22 protein-coding genes are annotated in these 22,195 nt (G+C 31.2%); 5 read left to right on the top strand and 17 right to left on the bottom strand.

Annotated elements, in window-relative coordinates; translation table 11 throughout:
* Positions 1 to 187: 187 nt before the first annotated feature.
* From K9L97_01245 to radC, 5 genes are read left to right on the top strand one after another with little or no spacing between them, the layout of a single operon-like run.
* A complete protein-coding gene (locus K9L97_01245) occupies positions 188 to 1,276 on the top strand; it encodes a hypothetical protein (GenBank protein ID MCF7871634.1) in 1,089 nt (362 codons plus the stop codon).
* Complete coding sequence (locus K9L97_01240) at positions 1,248 to 1,607, top strand: hypothetical protein (GenBank protein ID MCF7871633.1); 360 nt, start codon at positions 1,248 to 1,250, stop codon at positions 1,605 to 1,607. Before K9L97_01245 ends, K9L97_01240 begins: the two co-directional genes overlap by 29 nt.
* Positions 1,585 to 2,394: a hypothetical protein gene (locus K9L97_01235; protein ID MCF7871632.1), complete on the top strand. Its 810-nt coding sequence runs from the start codon at positions 1,585 to 1,587 to the stop codon at positions 2,392 to 2,394. The genes K9L97_01240 and K9L97_01235 overlap by 23 nt, the downstream gene beginning before the upstream one ends.
* On the top strand, positions 2,391 to 2,576 hold the full coding sequence (locus K9L97_01230; protein ID MCF7871631.1) for a hypothetical protein: 186 nt from the start codon (positions 2,391 to 2,393) through the stop codon (positions 2,574 to 2,576). The genes K9L97_01235 and K9L97_01230 overlap by 4 nt, the downstream gene beginning before the upstream one ends.
* Positions 2,577 to 2,634: 58 nt before the next feature.
* Complete coding sequence (gene radC, locus K9L97_01225) at positions 2,635 to 3,303, top strand: DNA repair protein RadC (protein MCF7871630.1); 669 nt, start codon at positions 2,635 to 2,637, stop codon at positions 3,301 to 3,303.
* On the opposite strand, the gene K9L97_01220 is transcribed toward radC, so the two are convergent.
* The 17 genes from K9L97_01220 to K9L97_01140 all read right to left on the bottom strand — a co-directional run bounded on the left by K9L97_01220 (position 3,293) and on the right by K9L97_01140 (position 22,194).
* Positions 3,293 to 5,557: a 7-cyano-7-deazaguanine synthase gene (locus tag K9L97_01220; protein MCF7871629.1), complete on the bottom strand. Its 2,265-nt coding sequence runs from the start codon at positions 5,555 to 5,557 to the stop codon at positions 3,293 to 3,295. The two genes, radC and K9L97_01220, sit on opposite strands and share 11 nt — an antisense overlap.
* Entirely contained in the window at positions 5,557 to 5,937 is a 381-nt protein-coding gene (locus K9L97_01215) for an ASCH domain-containing protein (GenBank protein MCF7871628.1), read from the bottom strand. Before K9L97_01215 ends, K9L97_01220 begins: the two co-directional genes overlap by 1 nt.
* 1 nt (position 5,938) lies before the next feature.
* Positions 5,939 to 9,004, bottom strand: a complete 3,066-nt coding sequence (locus K9L97_01210) for a DEAD/DEAH box helicase family protein (protein ID MCF7871627.1) — start codon at positions 9,002 to 9,004, stop codon at positions 5,939 to 5,941.
* A 19-nt stretch (positions 9,005 to 9,023) separates the two neighbouring features.
* The gene (locus K9L97_01205) at positions 9,024 to 11,363 is read right to left on the bottom strand and encodes a hypothetical protein (GenBank protein MCF7871626.1); all 2,340 of its coding nucleotides are present in this window, start codon (positions 11,361 to 11,363) and stop codon (positions 9,024 to 9,026) included.
* Complete coding sequence (locus tag K9L97_01200; GenBank protein ID MCF7871625.1) at positions 11,360 to 11,683, bottom strand: hypothetical protein; 324 nt, start codon at positions 11,681 to 11,683, stop codon at positions 11,360 to 11,362. Before K9L97_01200 ends, K9L97_01205 begins: the two co-directional genes overlap by 4 nt.
* Positions 11,680 to 11,850 carry a hypothetical protein gene (locus K9L97_01195; protein ID MCF7871624.1) on the bottom strand — a complete coding sequence of 57 codons (171 nt, stop codon included), beginning with the start codon at positions 11,848 to 11,850 and terminating at the stop codon, positions 11,680 to 11,682. The genes K9L97_01200 and K9L97_01195 overlap by 4 nt, the downstream gene beginning before the upstream one ends.
* Positions 11,843 to 13,108: a restriction endonuclease subunit S gene (locus K9L97_01190; protein ID MCF7871623.1), complete on the bottom strand. Its 1,266-nt coding sequence runs from the start codon at positions 13,106 to 13,108 to the stop codon at positions 11,843 to 11,845. Before K9L97_01190 ends, K9L97_01195 begins: the two co-directional genes overlap by 8 nt.
* A complete protein-coding gene (locus K9L97_01185; protein ID MCF7871622.1) occupies positions 13,105 to 14,814 on the bottom strand; it encodes a type I restriction-modification system subunit M in 1,710 nt (569 codons plus the stop codon). Before K9L97_01185 ends, K9L97_01190 begins: the two co-directional genes overlap by 4 nt.
* Positions 14,815 to 14,856: 42 nt before the next feature.
* Positions 14,857 to 15,879 carry a virulence RhuM family protein gene (locus tag K9L97_01180; protein MCF7871621.1) on the bottom strand — a complete coding sequence of 341 codons (1,023 nt, stop codon included), beginning with the start codon at positions 15,877 to 15,879 and terminating at the stop codon, positions 14,857 to 14,859.
* Between the two features lie 2 nt (positions 15,880 to 15,881).
* The gene (locus K9L97_01175) at positions 15,882 to 17,051 is read right to left on the bottom strand and encodes a PD-(D/E)XK nuclease family protein (protein ID MCF7871620.1); all 1,170 of its coding nucleotides are present in this window, start codon (positions 17,049 to 17,051) and stop codon (positions 15,882 to 15,884) included.
* Positions 17,048 to 17,896, bottom strand: coding sequence for a phage antirepressor protein (locus K9L97_01170; GenBank protein MCF7871619.1), 849 nt, complete (start codon positions 17,894 to 17,896; stop codon positions 17,048 to 17,050). Before K9L97_01170 ends, K9L97_01175 begins: the two co-directional genes overlap by 4 nt.
* 1 nt (position 17,897) lies before the next feature.
* Entirely contained in the window at positions 17,898 to 18,497 is a 600-nt protein-coding gene (locus tag K9L97_01165) for a CRISPR locus-related DNA-binding protein (GenBank protein ID MCF7871618.1), read from the bottom strand.
* A gap of 243 nt (positions 18,498 to 18,740) precedes the next feature.
* The gene (locus tag K9L97_01160) at positions 18,741 to 19,034 is read right to left on the bottom strand and encodes a winged helix-turn-helix domain-containing protein (GenBank protein ID MCF7871617.1); all 294 of its coding nucleotides are present in this window, start codon (positions 19,032 to 19,034) and stop codon (positions 18,741 to 18,743) included.
* A 39-nt stretch (positions 19,035 to 19,073) separates the two neighbouring features.
* Positions 19,074 to 19,454, bottom strand: a complete 381-nt coding sequence (locus K9L97_01155) for a hypothetical protein (protein MCF7871616.1) — start codon at positions 19,452 to 19,454, stop codon at positions 19,074 to 19,076.
* On the bottom strand, positions 19,438 to 19,842 hold the full coding sequence (locus K9L97_01150) for a hypothetical protein (GenBank protein MCF7871615.1): 405 nt from the start codon (positions 19,840 to 19,842) through the stop codon (positions 19,438 to 19,440). Before K9L97_01150 ends, K9L97_01155 begins: the two co-directional genes overlap by 17 nt.
* Positions 19,842 to 20,159, bottom strand: a complete 318-nt coding sequence (locus K9L97_01145) for a hypothetical protein (protein MCF7871614.1) — start codon at positions 20,157 to 20,159, stop codon at positions 19,842 to 19,844. Before K9L97_01145 ends, K9L97_01150 begins: the two co-directional genes overlap by 1 nt.
* Positions 20,131 to 22,194: a hypothetical protein gene (locus K9L97_01140; GenBank protein ID MCF7871613.1), complete on the bottom strand. Its 2,064-nt coding sequence runs from the start codon at positions 22,192 to 22,194 to the stop codon at positions 20,131 to 20,133. Before K9L97_01140 ends, K9L97_01145 begins: the two co-directional genes overlap by 29 nt.
* Position 22,195: the final 1 nt, after the last annotated feature.

Genomic DNA, 22,195 nt, shown 5'->3' with positions numbered 1-22,195 from the left:
GATTGAGTCTTTTAACAAGACAGTTGATACTGATGAGCTCTTGGTTGGTATCAAGGCTAAAGTCTTTGAGATCTTTCAGAATAATAAGGCAGGGCTTACTTTAGCAGAGGTCTTCTATCAGCTTAAGGATTATCCATCTCTTGAGGATTATGGTAATTGGGATTATACTTATCAGTGTATTAGGGAGTTGTTTACTGCTGGAAAGATTAGCAGAAGTGAGTTCACTATTCCTGCTACTGAGATGATTCATGGTAGAAAACCAGGATATGTCTATGGCAGGGATGATGATGCTGTCAAGCTTAAAATATTGAATTTGATGCCTAAGGGAATTAGGACTGCGTATCTTGATATAATACATTCTAATGAGATCTTTCCAGTAGACATTCTTAAGGATAGGTATAAGCTTGATGAGGAAGTCATCAAATCTTGGATAATTTATCGATTGGTCAGCGTGAGTTGGTTGAAAGTCTTTTCCTATAAGCAAAGACGTTATTATTACAATCCTTCAAGACCAGAAGATTTAATTGCAGAACTTGTTCCTAAGATTCATCAAAAAGAGGTAGTCAAAAGCATTCTTGATAATAGTTCTCTTGGTTTTGCGTTTGAAGAACAGGCAATATTCTATTTTGTAATGTATCTGATTAAGAGGTATAAATTACAGGTTCGTCTTAATGCTGATTTTCCTAAGAAGATTCCTTCGTGGTTTAACAAAGATAGTATTCACAAATATACTGACGAGAAAGGAAAACGTTTAGTTGATGTTTGGAAGTTTGATAATGATCCAATAGATTATCTAATTTATGTCTATGATGATATCATGGATGTTCCGATTATGGGTTATGCTGTTTCTATTAAGCGAGATAAGAAAGGAAAATATCTTGGTATGGCTGGAAAAAAATACATCACTTCCATGATTGGTTGTATGTCTCAAGGTTTCTCATATGATATGAGAAAGATTCCTCAATTCAATTCTCTAAAGCCCGTTTTGATTATGAATAATCCTATGGGAATCAAATTATTTGATTGGGCAAGACAGACAGGATGTTTGTTATTATATGCGAAGAAAGTGGAGAGGATCATCGCTTATTGTAATGAAATGGGAATCAAGTACGATAAGGACAAACAAATCAAAGACTTACATGAAGAAACTATTTTGCTTGAAAGATATGAGAATCACGAAGATGTGATAGTGGGCAAATGCAAAGCCCATCATCTAGTAAAAAAACAAGTGGAGGTACGATTAGAAGATGAGACTAAAAAGCCATCTGCAATATGAAAGAGATTTTTGTAATCTCATGAAGGAACAAGGTTTCCATACAGAAAGAGTAGCTGCATCAGGCAGAAGAAAATATTCTGTCTGTGATGTTGTTTTGTTTAGTAAAACAAAGACTTTCCTTGTGGAAGTAAAAAGTACAGCTGAAGAGAAGTTCAAGATGAGAGGACTGCATGGAATAATTGAGAAAGCCAGCGAGTTTAATGTTGGTTCTTTACTCGCAGTTTATTTCAAGAGTTCACACTCGTCACAAGGTAGTGGAAAGTGGGTTTTGAAGCTACTTGATAAAGAGGTTAAGGAGGTAACGAATAATGATAGATCTGACGAAATTTAAGCCACAATTAGTAGGAGAAGGCGATTTAGGAATCTTTCTCTACAATAACGAGGGAGTATTTGTAGAGCCAAAGATAGATGGAGTTCGTATTCTATGTTTGAAACAAGGAGATGATATCAAGTTCTTTACAAGAAGTGGAGCAGACTGGACTAAAAGATTTGGAAATCTTGGAGAAGAAGTAATAAAAGGAATTCATGGAATCAATATGATACTGGATGGAGAAATAGCAGTAGTCGATAATGGAAAAATATTAAGTTCAAATTCGGTACTGCTAAAGAAACTTCCTCCTGGACAAAAGTTTGTATATTTTGTTTTTGATGTTTTACAGATAGGAGAACATTTCCTCTATAAAGATCCATTATTATCCCGAAAACAACATCTAGGTTTGATGATTGAGGAAAATAAACATCTTTCTCACGTTCCATTCTTTTGCACCAATACTATCGTTGACATACAAGAGTTTTATACAAAGATGATAAAAAAAGGAATGGAAGGAATAGTAGTAAAGAACTGCAGTCCTTATCATCCAGGCTCTCGATATAATTGGCTAAAGAAAAAACCACTTAGAACAGTAGACTTGCAAGTAATTAGTAGAAGAGAAAGAAAAGATAATCTTGGATGGATATACACATTAAATGAAGGAGAAAAACAGATAGGAACAGCAAGCTCAAAACTATATATAGAGAATGGACAAACAGTCGAGGTTGGGTATGACATGATGTATAAAAAAGAAGACAGCTATAAGTTGAGATTTCCAAAAATCTTAAGAGTGAGAGAAGATAAATGAAAAGAACTAGATTCATCAACTTTAGAGTAACTACAAAACAATACGAATTAATACAATTAAGAAAAGAATGCAAAGGATACATTTCTCTTTCTCAATTTATTAGAGATTTATTGCTAAGTGATGAGATGATAAATGAAAAAAGAATTAGAGAAATACATGAAATAATTGTTCAGAAAAAGTGAAAATCTTTCGGATAATTCTTAGAAACCTTTATCAAACACCATAAGATATCATGTATTAATGCGTATTAAAGACATCTCTTTAGAGAATAGACCTAGAGAAAGAATGGAAAAACAAGGAGTTTCTGTACTTTCAGACTCAGAACTATTAGCTGTGATTCTACAAAAAGGAACAAAAGAAGAAAACGTAATTGATATGTCCAATAGACTTATTTCTAAATATGGAGTTAATAAATTGTCTTCTTGTTCATTAAAAGAATTACAAGAGATTAAAGGCATAGGAAAAGCTAAAGCTTCTCAAATAATTGCACTATTTGAATTCAATAAAAGACACAGTTTATCTAAACAAAATGGAAAACCAATAAAATCAGCAAAAGATGTATTTGATTATGCACACCCAAAACTTAATGGAGCGGATAAAGAACACTTCATGATCTTACATCTAGATACAAGAAACAGAGTTATCAAGGATGAAATTATTTCTGTAGGTACTTTGAATAGTTCTTTGATTCATCCTCGTGAAGTCTTCAAATCTGCAATAAAAGAAAGTGCAAATTCTGTTATTCTTGTTCACAATCACCCATCAGGAGAAGCAGAACCTTCAGAAGAAGATATTAAAATTACAGACATATTGTTTAAGTCAGGAGAATTATTATCTATTAAAGTGTTGGATCATGTAATTATTGGTAATGAAGGATATTATAGTTTTAATGAGCAAACTAAGTCTTAACATTTAGTAATTCTTTTCTTCGTTCAAGTATTTGTTTTTTATCAAACCAAGATTCCTTCTCAATTTTGTTAAGCAATTCGAGAACTTTCTCATTTTTTACCCATCCTTTATTCTTCATGAACATAAGCCCATAAATCATATCTTCTGCATGATTCTTGAATAATTTAGTTGTTCCATAGTCCTGCATGTACTTTTGTATTGGCTCTGGAAGATTGCCTGCAAGCATTGATTTGGAGAAATTAATAAGTGAGAAAATTGATTCATAGCACTTATTCTTTAACGATCTGGTTCTTCCTAAATTCTGAGTTGTAAAGGATTGTGAATTTGTAATTGGATCAATTAAAAACTGGTCTTGTTTTTTGCCCAACACATAAGATAAACTTATATTTTTTAGTAGACAAGCAAAACAATATCCACATTCATCCTTATCTTTATCTGAAAATCTTGATGATCTACACGAATGAGAATCAATAAGAAGCTTTTTGTCTGGATATCCTGCTATGATCTCAGCTTTAGTTTTCATATCAAATGGGAACTTGATTTTTACATTTATATTGAACTCAGAGAAAATATGTTCTGCCAATTCAATCATTAATCGGTGGGTTGTTTTTGTAATCTCATCAGAAATGGTTGTACTGGGTTGATATTTTGTTACCCCGCATTCTGCAACAATTATTTCTTTAGCTCCAAACACATCTGCGGTGACAGCCGCGGCAGAGAGAAATAAAAATCCTCTTGTCTGTTGTAGAAATTGTCCTCCTTTCTGACTTTGGAAAATAATAAGGTCATCTCCTAAATGGAGTTTATGTTGAAGATATCTTACAACAGCACTTGTTCTATTGACTTGATTATTCACATATACAAACTTAGGGTTTTTGTATTTTTTCTTTGCATATTCTAATCCTGCTAAACTATCTAATCCTCCAGAGAATAGAACAATAACATCAGATTTTTCTGTATTTTCCTTTTGTTCTTTTTTTTCCGAAGAGGCACTATTTTTCTTTATAGATATATTTGGGTTAAAGGTTAGCAAAAAAGAAGCAAGTGTATTAACAAGGCTTCTGGTTTTCTTAGAAATGTCTGTGTTGGAGTAAATGATTGTGTCAGTAGGTAAAATATTCGTGACATCACCACTTCTCATTAGATACTCTATTTTTGAAATAGTAGATGTTATAGAAAGCAAATCCCTATGTGCAGGAGTTATCCTTCCCCTTACATAATCATTCTCTGGTGCGGTAAATCGTATTCTCAAAGAATCATCAATCTTTCTTTTATTGACAGTGGTTTGAGTAGAGATCACAACATCTTTCTTATCTAATTTATCTGGGACTTTTTTTTGATCAGAGGCGAGAAGACGTTGCTTTTTGAAATCAGAATCCCCTTCATATTCTGTGGCTTCCACTTCTACCTTTAGTTTTTCAGTGACTCTTTTCTTTAGTATCCTATTGAATTGCTTTTGTTCTGGAAACTCGTTTTGAGAAGAGATATCATCATAGATTAATTCTGCCAGTTCTTTGGCAATCTCTTTTGTAGCTGTTTGAAAAACTTTTTGTGAGCCAGTCTCCATTTGGCAATAAGCAACAGAAGGGTTTGATGATAAGACTTCATTTTCTGCATTTGATTGCATAAACCCATCAAGGCAATATTCAATAGCTGCACCCATAACTTCTTTATAGAAAAAGTGCTTGTCTATTTTCTCTCCTTTTATTTTCTGTTTAATCATGTTCAATGTAAGACCAATTAATTGTGAAATGATAAATTTCGCAATTCTATCCTGGTGTGCAGTTGTCTTTAATCCAAGTTCACTCTTTACATTAGCCCATGCAAGATCAGAAACTTCATCAACAACCATGCTCTGAACCATATTAACTGGAAACTCAACTGGACTTTTAGCAAAATAAGAATAAACAGGCTGATTCTGACTTGCAGTTTGATATTTGTTAGTTAGGTCATTCAGATTTTTTAAAACAGAATCAGCTAACTTGGTAGTATGATACACTACATCCATAGAAGGCTTACTACTTGCAACTAAAGCAGCTGCTCCTGCAATTGGTGCTACAAAAGCAACTCCTGCACCACTACCCCCTCCACTAACAATTGCTCCAGATCCTGCACTAACAGCACCTCCAGATGAAACAATAGCTGTTTCTCCTGCTTGCATGCCTGCAGAGATAGAAGCACCAATACTCTTTAATTTACTGCCTCTCTTTCGTCCAGCCAATGACTTAAATGTAGAGCCAGTACGTGATCCCATTATACATTCACCTCAAAAAACTTCAGAGCACCTTTCTGAGGAATTGGTTCGATTCGCTCTACATCTTCCAATATGAATCCAAAAAGAGGATGTCCAAACCCATAAAATCCTGCTCGGTGTTTAGAATTATCTTTCATAAATTGGTCTTCAGAATAATACTCCTTAACATCAACTATTGTTGCCTTCCCAACAATAACACCAGTAACCAAAGAAGAAGGATCAATCCCTAACTCTTCACAAGCTTCTTTATCAATGGTTTTGGAAGCATGAATATAGAACTCTCCTCGAAACTCAGTATTCCATCTCCTAGTCTCAATTGTTTTCTTACCTTGTAAAATCAATTCAGCCCATGGTTGTTTTAATGATAATGCAAAAGCCATCTTATTTCTTCACCTTCTTCTTACCGTACTTTTCTTTTTTATCAGCAACAGCCATAGCAGAACCGTCTTGAGTTAGATACTTTGAAAGAGTTTTCTCTTCTTCTTTTAGTCTATTGTAAACTTTCTTTAGCATATAGTCTTTAACTACAGAAGCAAATACTTTATCATCATTTATTTTTCTAAAGATGTCTTCATTTTGTTCCATCCTATCAATTAACTTATTCATGAATTGGTCATCAAATCCAAACTTGAAGTTTTCAATATTATTTACTTCGGCACTACTTTTTAGCTTTTGATCTTCAACTAGCTCAGCTTCAATTTGATCAAAGAACAATTTATCTGCTTCAGTAAAGTCAGTTCCAAACCTATCGTTTAATACTTCGATTAATTCGGATAGTTTGGCTTTCTCTTCTTTGTCTTTTCTTATTCCTGCTTCTTTTGCAGAGTTTAACTCTCCAACTTTTCCTTTTTCAAGTTTAATATGACTTTCTTTGATTTTTTGTAGTCTATAATATTCCAAGGCAACTTCATCATTTAGTTTGAATTGTTCTCCTAGTTGTCTTTTTGGAAGTTTGTTCAAAAGAAGTTTACCGTATGCAAATAGTTTTTCAAGTTCAGCATCATTAAAAGGCATTATCTGAGCCAAGAAGGCATAAGTTCTAATAAACACAGTAAGTGTGTGTTTGAAATCTTCTTTATCATCTTCACCGCTAATTCCTTTATATCTATCAACTGCAGGATCAATAAATCTATTTAATTGAGCATTATCTCTTACAGTATATCGCTCTTTTGGTTTAAAGAAGAACTTAGCAAAACTATCTATTTCTGAATTTGTATAAACTCTTGTTTGATCTAGTTTTGTCTTAAGATCATATAACCTATTAGGATTTGTTGGTTCATCAATAGTTGTAATTTCATAGTAAGGTTGGAATGATTCAATAATTTCCTCTTCTGTATTTGCAAAATCGAGGATGAAAGTATCTTCTTTTCCTGAACAAACTCTATTTAATCTAGATAATGTTTGAACAGCTTTCACACCAGATAATTTTTTATCAACATACATAGTATGGAGTAATGGTTGATCAAATCCAGTCTGATATTTTTCTGCAACTAAAAGAATTTGATATTCACTAGTATTAAACTTATCAGGCAATTCTTTTTCTTTAAAACCATTCATAATAGTTTCTTTAAACTCGTTACCGAATTCATCTTTAACAATCCCTGAAAATGCGACAAGTGTTTTAATATTGCTATATCCTTTTTCTTTGATATATTTATTGAACTCTTGATAGTATCTTACTGCATGAAGTCTAGAGGCTGTTACAACCATTGCTTTTGCTTTACCTCCAATTTTATGCATTACAACTTGTCTAAAATGTTCCACCATAACTTCGGTTTTTTGTGATAAATTATGAGGGTGTAAAGTTAAGAACCTTGCTATTGCTCGTGCAGCTTTCTTTTTATTTATCTTAGGATCATCTTCAATTTCTTTAGATAATTTGAAATAAGTTTTGTATGTTGTAAAATTCTTTAATATATCAATAATAAATCCCTCTTCAATTGCTTGTCGCATAGAGTAAAGATGGAAAGGATATGGTTTCTTATTTTTCTTATGACCAAATACTTCTAATGTTTTATTTTTAGGAGTGGCAGTAAATGCAAAGAAACTTAGATTATCTTGCTTTCCTCTCGCTTCCATAGATTTCCTGATTTCATCTTCTGCAAGATCTTCAGCTTCTTCAGTTAAAGTATTCAATGCTTTTTCAGAGTCTTTTATAGAAAGAACTTCTTTCATCTTTTTAGAAGATTCTCCACCTTGAGAAGAATGAGCTTCATCTACAATAACAGCATATTTTCTCTTAGGTAATTTACCAATTTTATCAAGAACAAATGGAAACTTTTGCAATGTTGTAATGATAATTGGAATACCTTTTGTAAGCGATTCAGCTAATTGAGTTGAATTCTTATCAATCTTTTGAACAACTCCTTGTTTATGTTCAAACTGATAAATTGTATCTTGTAATTGTTTATCAAGAACAGTTCTATCAGTAACAACAATAACACTATTGAATACAGCCTTATCTTCTTTATTATGAAGACTTGCTAACCTATAAGCTAACCAGGCAATAGAATTAGATTTACCACTTCCTGCAGAATGTTGAATTAAATAATTAATACCTGCACCTTTTGACTTTACATCTTGAGTTAGTTTTCTTACAGAATCTAATTGATGGTATCTAGGAAAAATCATCTTTTCTTTTTTTATAGTTTTACCTTCTATCTTGTAGGTTTCAGTTTGTAAATGAACAAATTTCTGTAATATATCCATCCAACTATCTTTAGACCAAACATACTCCCAAAGATAAGCAGTTTTGTATCCATCAGGATTTAAGGGATTACCTGCACCATTATTATCTCCTTGATTAAAAGGCAAATATCTAGTTCTCTTACCTTCAAGTTTAGTTGTCATAAACACTTCATCAGTATCAATAGCAAAATGAACTAAGGTTCTTCTCTTAAATTGAAAAATTAATTCATTAGGATCTCTATCTTCAATATATTGCCTTTCAGCATTAGATACATTCTGACCTGTGAACTGATTTTTAAGTTCAGCTGTAGCAACAGGAATACCATTAATAGATAAAACTAAATCTAAGGAAAGATCAGGATTATTAGGAGAGTGATGAACTTGTCGTGTAACTTTTAAGAGATTATTCTTATATCTTTTAGCATCATCAAGATTTAATTTAGTCTCAGGCTTAAAAAAAGCTAATTTGTATTTTACTCCATAATCGGTAAACCCATTTCGGAGTACATCTAAAATATCTCTAGACTGTAATTCTTGCGTTAATCTAAATAGAACTTTCTCTTCAACATCATTACCATGAACCTCAAGAGATTTCTTCCACTCATTAGGTTGAGTTTTTTGTAAAAAATTGAATAAATCATTCTTGAATATTGCTGTCTCTGAATCAAAATCCTTAGGATCTCCTTCTTCATACCCTCCTGAGTTTACAAGAGAGTCAACGATTGCCTCCTCAAAATCACTTTCTTTAGTTTTTGCCATTATGATGCCTCCTTAAATATTATCTTTTTAGTCTAATAAATTTTGAACCTTTATTACGTTTAATCTCGAACTTTTCCGCAATTCTTATTTTTACGTTTTGCTGAACATCTTGAGTATTTTTGAATCTATCATTTGATTCTTTGATTTTTTTAATTTCATCCTTATTCTTTATTTCTTCAACTTGCACTACTAAAGGTTGTTTTATTTTCTCATAGCCTTCTTTATATTGCTCTAATGTGAAGCTTTCCTTTTCAAACAATAAACTTTCCTCGATATTTGTTGCATACAAGAAAATTTTAGAATCATTAATTTTAAACGAAGCTGTAAGCCATTCTTGTCTATCCCATTGAATATCAGGAATCCTATATATTTCTCTACCAATATCAGAATTATAAAACAACACGTATTCTTTATTTTTCTTTATTATTTTCTTCAAATCAGAATATAGATCTTTTACAATAATTTCTTTATCAATTTTGGCATTAAAAGTTTCATTTATTTTTGTTAATATATTTTTTCGTTTACTGATAACTTGATCTCTTCCAAAGTGCTGACCTGAACTTCTATCTAAAGCGACAGTTTTGTCAAAAGATTCTAAAAACCAATCTTTATCAAATAATTTGTATTGACCAAAGAAATTTTTAACTTTATAACCATTGTCTAATTCAACATAATTAAAGATCTTTTTGAGAATCTCTTGATTTTTATCCCAATTAGATTTACAGTCTGAAATAAAATTATTCACATACTTTTTCACTAAAGGAGTTTCAGCAATATATTTTTTCTTATTCTTCTTTAAAATTTTAATTTTATTGTCAATTTCCTTAATGGCTTTCTTTTTAAAATCATTTAACTGCTTAGAATCATATTCAAAATATTTATTTATATATTCTGCAGACAAATCATTTAATGCATTTTTAAGATCATTAACATTATGTTTGGAGAAATGTTCATCACCATATTGATTTAAATCTAGAGTCTCATCGAGTTTATATTGATAGAATGAAAGCAATGATTTATACTTGTTAAAATTAAATGATGCAATAGCTTGAGCCCCGCCTTCAAACCAGTCGTAATTTAAAAAATCTAATTTATCAAATCTCTCATAAGAGTAAAATTGGTCTTTAAAACTTTTAATATTAAATATCTTTAATGCCACTTCAAAAAAATCTTTTGAAAGTTCATTTCTATTAATTTCATATAAAATTAAATAGAATAATTCAGACAGTTTATTCCAAAGAAATGATTTTAGTTCTGATATTGCATTCAATTTTCTATCTGCTAAATCCAAATTTTTCTTTTCATCTCCAGATATGTCTTTTTTATATTTTAAATTATAATAATTATCTAGGAAATCTTGTCCATGTATGTGATTATAATGCTCTAAAACTTTAACCATCGATCCCAATTGTTCTAGAAGATATCTTTTCTTTGATTTTATAGCAAGATCCAAATAAATAGTTTGCTTGCTTAAAGAAAATAAGTTGTTGATAGTATTAACAATTAGACTTTCATAACTCTTAATCCAATCTAGGTCTGTTGATTTTTCATATAAATCAATATATCTTATATCATTAAATGATTTAATTCTAAGACCATCAGAATTAATATTTTTATCAAATTCTTTTACTTTCTCAAAACTATGAATTGATAAAGATGAATATATATTTTGAAGATTTATAACAACCCTTAGCTCATTGAAATTGTCCCACATTAAATCATAAAGAGAATTTCTTAATTTTCTAAAGAATTTAGGATTCTCTATTTTTTTAAGTTGCCTAAAAAAATCATCAAAGATATAATTATTACTGGATTTTAGAGTAATTCTACCAACCTCTTTTACAAATTCTATTTCTTCGATAAAATCACTACTTGTAGTTTCAATATAAGTTAGGTTCTTTAGAAAATCATCTAATGATTTGAATTCTGTTCGAGTGTGAGTTTGATATTTGGTTTCTGACCGTTTGGTCTTTTTTAATTCTGATTTAAACTTTCTAATAAGTTGTCCATAAAACCAGTTTCTACTGAGATTTTTAACAAACAAAAAGATTACAAAGACCGACCAAGCAAATAATATGATGAAAAGAGTTCCTAATAACACATCCAAATATTCCCATTCAAACACATAAAAACTAAATGTAATAATAAATGAAATCAAATAAAATATTAGATAACTAATCAGAAATTTTGATTTAATATAATAATTATAAAATAAATCTTGACGTACTTCTTTAGTTAAACTGCTTGAAATAGAAATTAAAGTAACTAAAATACCCAATATTGTGAAATAAAGTAGAAGACTATTTTCAGGAGAAATTAAATATCCTAAATCCGTAATTACTTTAATTATCAAATTCATTTCTTTTTCTCCTCTATTTGTTCAACTGTAATGAATGGCAAACCCCTCTTTACATTAAGTGCTTCATAGATCTTATTTTTATCGAGTATTAAAAAGAAATAAGCTCCAACAACAAGCATGACGGCATATTTTAAGGTTTCAGGATCAAAAAATCCATTAACTATAATTGATTTAATATAATACCCTAACAAATTAATGCCTGTAATAATTAATGTAATCCAAAGTATGCAAGATATTAAAATTAAAAATCCTAACTTTAAATAATTCCAAAGATTGATTTTTACTTTTACTGGTGGCAGAGGTTTAACTTTATCAGTCATTTTTTACCCTCCCAAGCCAAAGGTTGACCGCAATTAGGACAAGAATACATTTCTTTAGTAACGGGATAATTGCATCTAGGACATTTATATTTGTCTTTACTTAAAAGCCATCCAAGTAATGCCATGCCTCCTATCGCCAGAAGTATATTTTTATCTTCTTTATTCATGCGTCACCTTTATTTTTCCAGTCACAGCCTCAGAAATAAGAGCTTCCTTGTACTCCTCTAAAAGCCCAATCTCTTTCTGAATCTTTTCTATGGATTTATCTATTTGTGATGTTTCTTGATCTAAAAATTTAACAATCTCTTTCTGTTCAGAGATAGGAGGTTGAGTATAAGGCATATTCTCGAATACATTTTGATATAAATGGGAAATAGTAGTGCCTTTCTTTTCAAAATTAATAAATTCAGTAAATATAGTTGAATTTAAAACCCAATACATATACTCAGTAATATAATCTTCATTCTTTGGTCTTGTAACAAAAACGCCACTATTCAAACAAGCTTTACCATTTAAATTTTTTACAATTGCAATTTTACCAATTGTTCCATCTTTAGTAATTACAAGATCTTTTTCTTTCAATTGGATGAATTTATCCATCGCCCATCTTTCTTCACCAACATGATAACAACTATTCCAATTGATTTCCCCCTCTTTAAAGTCGGTTCCTGTAACACAATAAGGACCTTCATCAACAAACTCATCAGTTTTTAATGCTTGCCAACCTATTCTGCCTTTAATATAGGTATTATATTTAAGTTTCTTAATAATCCAATGCTTCGGAAATTTTCCAATCCAAGTTATATTAGACTCTTTTAATTCAACAGTTCTATTCAAACCTTTAGTAATAACTTGATTGATAAGAGATATTCGCTGTGCTTTAAGAAGTTCTATAAGTTCTTTTTTCTTATGTACAAATTCTTTAATTCTTTCTGATTTCGAATCTAAGAAATCAACAATTTTTTTCTGCTCATCTATGTTTCCAAAAGTAACATGGAAATCCTTAAACATTGGCAATCTTAAAGAATCAACAGTTGATTTAGCGTTATTTCTTGCAATTTCTTTACGCAGATTTTCTTTAAGGAAATAATAAAAATATCTTCCATTTACATCTTTGAAATTTTTTATTCCATATACTCTTTGATGATAATCAAATTTGCCATTAATATAATGAAATACTTTACCTACGCCTACCCCATCTCCTGCAGTTAATACTGCCTCACCGTCAAATGAATATGAACTAATTTTCTCCACAGTCTGTGACCTAACAAAAAAAGGATATTTTCCATCATCTTCACGATCAACTGTATCTTTATCGCCTGTTTTAATGTCTGCAATATACTTTAATTTCTTAACTTGCCAACTCTTTGGAATTTTTCCAATCCAGTCAATACCACTGTCTTTGTATTCAGAGTAGGTGTTCATTCAACAACCTCCTCGATCATGTCTTTTGTTTCTTCTTCTAAAGCAAGAATATCTTTCTTGATTTCTGCCAAACTTCGAAGAGGTTTGTATTCATAGAAATATTTAGTAAAATTAATCTCATACCCTTTCTTGGTTTTTGATTCGTCAACCCAAGCATCAGGAACATGAGGCTTTACTTCTTTCTCAATATATTCATTAATGTCTTGCGTCAATGGTATTATTTCAGTATCTCTTAATGAGCTGTCAGGTTTTGGATTGCCATTCTTATCAGTAACTGGTTTTCCATCTTTCATTAATGGTCTTTCTACAGTAACTTGCCAATAACCAAGATCATCATTATCAAAAAGTTTACAGAATTTCCCATTCTTAAAATCACCATAAAGGGAAGTAATTTCTGAAACTTTGTCAACTTCATGTCTTTTACTTCCAAGACTCTTTTTCATCTTAGAATAAAATTTGTCTGATGTAGCATTAATTAATTGAACTTTCCCCTTTCTATAAATAGATTTTTTATTTGAAATAATCCAAATATATGTATTAATTCCTGTGTTATAGAATAGTTGATCAGGTAAAGCTATAACTGCTTCAAGCCAATCATTTTCAATAATCCAACGTCTTATTTCTGTTTCTCCTGAACCTGCACTTCCAGTAAATAGGGGAGACCCATTAAACACAATAGCAATTCGAGAACCAGTCGGTTTCATCTTTGAAATCATGTGTTGTAAAAATAACAATGAACCATCAGAAATACGAGGCAACCCAGCACCAAATCTTCCTGCATGACCTCTGTTTCCATGTTCATCTTTTACATGCTTAGCATATTTCTTCCAATCAACTCCGAATGGAGGATTTGAAAGCATATAATCAAATTTGCTAAACTCTAATCCATCATGCGTAAATGTATTTCCATATTTTATATTTGCAGTATTTTGACCTTTAATAACCATATCAGATTTACAGATAGCATAAGACTCAGGATTAATTTCTTGACCAAAGACTTCCAAACGAGCATCTGGGTTTAATTCTCTTAAATGTTCTTCTGAAACTGAAAGCATTCCTCCAGTACCACAAGCAGGATCGTAAAGGGTTTTGGTAACTCCTTTCTTAGTCAGAATATCTCTGTCGTTCAAGAAAAGAATATTTACCATTAGTCTAATTACTTCTCTGGGTGTAAAGTGCTCTCCAGCAGTTTCATTAGATATCTCTGAGAATTTTCTGATAAGTTCTTCGAAAGCATACCCCATTTCAATATTACTTATTTTGTTAGGATGTAAATCAACTTCTGAGAATCTTTTAACAATCATATAAAGCAAATTCGCATCATCGAGCTTACCTATTTCTTTGTCAAAGTCAAAATACTCCATTATACTTCTTGCATCTTCAGAAAATCCGTTGATATAATTTCTTAGATTTGAAGCAATATTATCAGGATCTGCTACTAGTTTTTCAAAATCAAACTTACTTTTGTTATGAAAATTTAATCCTGCAATTTTGTTGAGAATTGGATCTGCATTTTTAATATTCATTCCTTTTATTTTTGGAAGATAATCAAGCACTTTCTTTTTTGTTGGTTCTATAACACAATCAAGTCTTCTTAAAACCGTGAAAGGTAAGACTACTTTTCCGTAATCTGATTGTTTATAATCTCCTCTTAAGAGATCTGCTACACTCCATATGAAGTTTGCTAATTCTGTAATATTTGCCATTATTATTCTTCCCCCTCTGTTCTCTTCTTAGATAGTGAAACTTCATTCATTTTTATTTGCTCCTTTATTTACACTTTTCTTGACTTTCTTCTGAACGTCTTTTATGCTTTCTAGATATGCTTTTTCAACTGGGGATAATGTTTTTACTTGGTATTTTTTGTATTCTTTTTCTGCTTTTTCCACTGCTTTCTTATGAGTGATCTTCCCTGCATCAGTTAAGACGTCTTTGTCAAATGTCTGAATTAGACGATCTAATTGTATAATCCAATCTTTCATATGCATTGGTTCTTGATTCATTGCTTTGACTTCTGCCAGATCAAAGAATGCAGATACTATATTATTAAGCACTTTCAATTCTTTTTTTGAAAGGTAGTTCTTTGCAATAACCACATCAGATTTGATAGGAAAGTCTCCTTTAAAAGAAGTCAAACCCATAAATTCTTTTTCTGCATCTGCACGATTATAGATTGTCTCAGGAGCAGTATTTCCATGACTTGCATAGTGAAGTTTATTTTGCACAACTTTAAAGAAATCAATTGATTCTGCTGATTTTGGATCATAATCTGTGCTTGTTGCATATAAGTCAAGAACTTGGCGATATAATACTTTCTCACTTGAACGAATATCTTTGATACGGTCAAGTAATTCTTTCCAATAATTACCTCCACCAAGCTTTTTTAGACGCTCATCATCCATAGTAAAACCTTTTACTATGAATTCATGCAATCTTGCTGTTGCCCATTGACGAAATTTAGTTGCAATTTTAGATTTAATTCTGTAACCTAAAGAAATAATAAGATCAAGATTGTAATGCTTAGTTTTATACTTTTTTCCATCATTAGCAGTATGTAAGAAATCCTTACATACTGAATTTTCATCCAATTCACCTTCATCAAAAAGATTTCTAATATGCATTGTTATATTAGGTCTAGTTGTTCTAAAAAGATCAGCTAATTGGGCTTGTGTGAGCCATACAGTTTCATCTTCGATCTTTACTGCAATATTAGGTAACCCTTTTTCAGTTTCATAGATGACAATTTTATTATTATCTGTATTCCGTGCCATTATTATTCTTCCCCCTCAGTTCTCTTCTTAGATAGTGAAATCCTATAATCAGTTTCAGTTGAAGTCTTGTCAATTACTTCCTGATCAACTTGTTTTTTTAGGATAAGTGAGTTTAATCTAGGATACGAAATCATGCTGATTTCATCATATAATCCTTTATCTTTTATGAGTTTTATAAACTCTGCTTTGTCTTCTGGATAAACAACTTTGTCATATGATTTAACAGATGCTTTCTTATTAGAACCATAGACTACATCAACTTCTTTCTGTTTTGCAAACTCAATAAGCTTAATCTTCAATTCTTCTTTTTTCTTTTTAGCTTCTTTCTCAGTAAAGTCCGCTTCAGCATAATCATTAACCAATTGCACACCGAAGTCATCAGTAAATTCTTCAGCAGATTTAAACTCAAGTTCTGCTTCATGCTTAAAAGAAGGACACATTGATTTATACACGCAATAATTGCATAGTGCAGTCACATTAGTAGGATACTCAGTACAGGATTCAATATCTTTAATTTGAGAAACAACTTCGGAATGTAATTTCTCCAACTGTTCGTCAGTCCTTGAAGAAATAGCTTCTTTATCAAAAGCAAGCATATGCCAAAGCAAAACCACTTTCTTTGCATCTTTGTATTTATCTTTTACCCAGATTGAATACATTGCAAGTTGTCTATCTTCGTCTGCTTCTTCTTGATCTTTCATTCGTGAATTAGTTTTATAGTCACAGACATAATAGGTATCTCTCACACAAGCCAACTTATCTATTCTTACATGATACTGGTTTCCATCAGATAAAGTCATTCTGTCTTGAGTCTCTAAACCAAGAACAGTCATTTGATTAAAAGGTTGATAATGATCATAATACATAGAGATATACTTCTCTCCCATCAAACGATAATTCTCTGAACTCAACTCCTCCTTAACAATTAGGATTTCATCAGTCCACTCTTTAGACCAAAGATCATTAAAAAAAGAGATTAGATCTTCTTTACTGTTCTGTTTCTCAAACTTCAGATCATTATACAACTTCTCCAAACTACGATGAACAAGATCTCCCATAAAGCATTCAACAGTTGTCGGAACATCTACTTTGACCTTATCAATATATTGGAGTTTGTACTTGTATTTACATTGTTCAAAAGTTGAAATCCGAGAGTGGGAATAGCAAGTCATTTCAACTCTTTCCTCTTCTTCTTTAGATCAAGATAGTTCTTTTCACTAACTACTTTATCTCCTGTCTTTAGTTCAAGATTCTTTCTTGCATCTCCAGCTATCTTTCCACCTTCTTTAGCTGCAAGTTTATTTTCTACAAAACCTTGAGCATCTTTCTTCTTTGCAATCTCAGTAGTTGATGCTTCTCCAAGCATGTTAAAGATAAGCTCAAGATCAGTCATATGATCACGAAGGTTCTGATTCTTGAATTTTGGATCAAGACCTTTGACTTTCTTATGATCTTTAATTCCAACACCAAAAGTTGCTTTAGATATTTCATTAGTAAGGATGGCATATTCTCTTTTTTCTTCAATTCCTCTGTTGCTCCATTCTTCAGTCAATGCTTGACGAACTGCAATCCCTCGAAGTCTTTTGTCAATCCAATCTTTAGGATATCCTTTAAGTTCATAATACTCTTTAGCTCTATCTTGAGCAAGTTCAGGATTCTCTATTTCTTGAATTCTTTCATAACCTACTTTTGCAAGCCACTGTTTGAAAGGTTCAGCTTTTGGAGAAGGGATTGACTGGATCAACCTAAATATTTGCTCAGTATTAGCAACATCAGTTTTGTACTTTTTCCCATCTGCTGCTTCTAATTTCAGTTGGTTAGTATCACTAACCAACTCGCTTCCTTCTTCCTTTAGCTTATTTTTAAGCCATTTCCAGTAATTACGAACCTTTTGATAATCAGATTGATTAGTTAGAACACCTATAATATCAAGTATAGAAAACCACCATTCATCATTAAACCAAGTTCTTCTAATCTTTTTATCCTGGAATACTACAATCTTGTTTTCTTTATCCATTTTAAAGCACCACTATCCTCCCATAATCAGTCAATTGGAGACCTTCTTTAGTGTTCTCAATAACATCCATATCCTTAAGTTCTTTGATATGTTTGTAGAGCATGGCTCGGCTTATATCTATCTCCTTTGCAAGGTCAATCATTGAAACAATAGAATTCTTGTGCAAATAATGAACTATTTTATATTGTCCTGGAGTAATAGCATAAGATAATTTAGGGAGACTTACAATGGACTTATCCTCTTCTTTTACATACATTATCTTTTTTACTCTGTCAGTTCGAGCATATGCACCAAATAATAATCCTAAAGCTTTAGTCTTACGACCAGCAGTTATATCAACATAGATTTCATCTTTATCAGAAAGAAGATCAATTATCTTAACAGTCTCTTTTGCTACTTCAACAATGTCATACACTTCAGTCTCAACAGTAGTTATTTCCATGACTGAACCAAGTGATTTCTTTAGTATTTCTAGCGATTCTACTTGCTTCTTATCGGGTTTCTTATCAATAAGTAGAATGAGTCTGTCAGCACTCATTTTCGTTGCAGAAGCTATTACAGGTTCAAATACATAGAGCGTAGCAATGAGTATCTTTGTCATGGATGTGGTAAAGTTATGCTAGTTTATAAATATTACTCAATTAACGGAATTATCTCACTAAAACTAGACTTAATATCAAATAATATCTAAACATAAAAACCCTGTTTTCAGAGATTTACAGTTGAATTTTGTGATAAAATCACAAAAATAGCACTTAAATCATTAGTTTAAGGGTTTTAATTATACAATGGCAAATAAATCTCATAAAAATGAGAATATTTTCCGCTAAAACAAGAATCTTATTTAAACCTTTGAACTTTCAGCGGAATAAAGTTCTTTTAATTTAGTAAGTCCAAAAACACCATCACCCATTTTCATAAACACATCATGAGAATCTCTAATGATTACAGCCATTACAGTTCTTTCAGGACTCTTACCTTTACTTTCTTTTGTCTTTAAGATCTCCCTTGTAATGTCTGCATAGTGCATAGGTTTCTTTTCTGTATTGAGTACTTTCTTAGCCATTTGGTAAAAAGAATCTTTCTTTGTTTTTTTGTTTGCCATATTATTATACCTCGTGTTATTATTGTCATCCATGATGCTCTAAGACATATATAAACACCGTCGAGAAGCAAACTATCCATTGGAGTCGCTAGGAAACAACATAGCAATATACTCTTTATTTAATTCATATTTCTTCATCAGAAAAGTAGTTGGATCAAGTCCTTCTTTATCAACATGAAGACATCTGGCAACCTGCTTAGAAAAATCCCTATTGAGTTTCATCTCTTCTAGAAGATAAGTACAATATCCATCATGACTTTTTTCACATCTGCCAATAGCGGGACAATCAATACAACTCAAAAGAAAAAATAGTTTATCTGAATTTCTTCCATGAAGAAGATTTTTAATACCATTTGCTTTTCTTTTACGTTCACTGGAAACCTTGCCTCCTCTAATACAATCATCTTTAGTAAGTTTGTGAATCTTTCCTTTGAAATTATCTAAGCGATTCATATTTCCACTCTCTATATTCTAAAAGGTCATCAAGAAATATTTTCATTTCTTCAAAAGAATCCGATGTTTGAGCCCTTGCACCCCTTTGAAAAAAATTAAACATAAATGCATCAAAATCTTTTATTGAAGAAAGGTTTTTCTTAAACGAAACTAATCTTACAAACTTTGTATTAAACATACTACATTGCTCATCTTCTTTGAAAAAAGGACAAAGAGGAATATTGCAAGAATTACAATCTTTCAAAACATTCTCAGTTTTACCTTTTTTGATTGCGTTAGTCTGACAATTGTAAATTTTCTTATCTGTTCTTTTTCTTCCACCTTTCGCCCTCTCTTCTGGCGAAAAAGTGTGCCTTTTCCCTTTAAAATTATCTATCTTATTTGACACTATTCCCACCTCTTTTGACTGTTAGAAATGCCCCATCTCTTATTTTTGAGAGTTCGTTTTTCTTTTTCTGCTTTCTCTAATACTTTCTTTAATTGTTCAACAGGCATTCTTCTTAATGCAGGTTTAGTCACATAATCAAAAATAAAATGTTCTGACCCATAATAATCAACTAACATTTCAAAACATCTAATACAAATATTGTATTGATTTCCAATATCAACAAAATTTTCACAGTTTGGATTGATACAGGGATTTGCTTGCCTTGCCTCTTTATTTCTTTCATAAAGATTAAGTTTTTCGTAATGATCTTCTTTCATTTTGTTCCTCCGTATGATAAGCATAATGCTCTACTTCAGAACCTGTCTCAAAAATGAAATGTCCAGTCTTTAACAAACTCAACATACTTGCAAATGCACTTTCTTTCATCTCTGATCGGCACGCCTTTTTCAGCTCTTCAATCTTAGTCTTAAAACCAATACGACCTAACACATCCAAAATTACCTTTGCCTGTTCAGGAAGATAATTAACTCTATTCTCTGCAGGAATACTCAAATTCAAAACTAAATCTCTTGTGTCTCCAAACCAAGAAGAAATAATCTTTCCAAAGATAAACTCAAGAAGTTTATAATCTTCAGGTTTAGCAGTAAAACTATTATCCCCCTCAAAAAGACATCTCATTTTCACAACACCATCAAGCATACATTCAAGATGATGAAGATATCTAGCTTCATACATCCCTTTAACTTCTTCACTTAATGGCAGACTAAACAATTCATATAACTTAATCAACTCATCCCAATCATAACTAGCCTCAAAACATGACAGATATTCAATAATTGAAATAAAATCATCTTCATCAAGCCAAAAATCAGATTTAGTATATCTCTTCTTTTTTGACTCATTGATAAACTCTTGATGTTCAGGCAACTGATAATAAATAAGCATTCTACTAAGAAAACTATCATCAACTTTATCTAAGAGATTATAGATATTATTTGTTCCTGCAACTGGATTAGTTGTAGCAATTAATCTTGCCGTCATTTTAACAATAGTTGCTCCATGACCTGAACCTGCTGCACGTTCTTTATGTTCAAGAAGAATATTCATTCTTGCAGCATCAATATTTCTTTCATCATTTTTTCCTTTGAAAAACATTCTAAGAAATTCATCAAGTCCAACAATAAAAACAGCAACAGCTAAAGCACCAATTTCAGGATTATTTCTTTCCTTAAAACTTGGAATTAGATATTTGAGAGTTGATGTAGATCCATCAATAATCTTCTCTCCAAACTTTTGAACTATTGCCTCAAGACAAGTGGTTTTACCAGTACCCCTATCAGCTATCCAAAGCAGATGAAGAGGAAACTTATCGGTTTCTCCTTTTTTAGCATGAATAAGAAATATGAATAATAATTGCAAAAACCATAAAGGATGAAGAAACATCTTAATTTTTCCATCATCATTAATTGAAACAATATAATTTAGCATTCTGTCTGCAGTTACACCCTTATCTTTACAGAAAGAAAATAACTCATCATGGTTCTTTAGTTTTGTAACAACAGACTTTGCAGTATGTAAGAAGAATACTTTAGACTTAACAGGAATCTTACTTGTCTCAGCAATCAAACTAGAATCTTTAACTTCAAAGACATTACCTTCAATTTCATATCTTCTAAGATCTAATTTCTTTTGACTTAGAACAATAAAAAGTTCATCTGATTCACTCACAAATTTATAGATATAAAAATACCCTGCCAATTCTCTTGACACTCTTTTTCTCGACGGAGCATCTGTAAAAAGATAAGGAGCGTATTGAGGATTATCTCCTCCAGAAACTTGATACAAAGTCATAACAGGAATTTTTACTTTAGTTCCATTCCTTAATACACCAACCATTTTACCTTTTAATATTGTCCCTCTAGAAATTGTAAAACATAAACTTTTAATTTCATTATAACAATGTAATGCAATTGTTTTAAGTTGAGACTGATTAAATTGTTTATCTGATCTAATTATTCTATCTCCCTCAACCATAGTTAAAGCATCTAAAAAAGAATTAGGAACATTAGAAGTTTTATCAAAATCAGAAAAAGAATTTTTACAACCTAAATAACTATCAATAAAATTAAAAGTTTCAAGAAGAATATCTTCATCCTTATGTTTTTCTCTAATTGAAAGAATGTGTTGTTTAATATCTGATAGAACTTTTAAATTATTATCAGCATCATTAGGAATTAATCTATAAATAAATTTATTCATCTCCATATGAATTTCATCAGAAGTCCCAACAATAGGACAATTCATCATAAGATTCAATAATTTAGACCTTATATCTTCAATATTATTCTTCATC

It is taken from the genome of Candidatus Woesearchaeota archaeon, assembly GCA_021735165.1.
Lineage (GTDB): Archaea > Nanobdellota > Nanobdellia > Woesearchaeales > 21-14-0-10-32-9 > JAIPET01.
The sequence above is the reverse complement of the archived record's forward strand: the minus strand, read 5'-3'. Positions and strand labels throughout refer to the sequence as shown.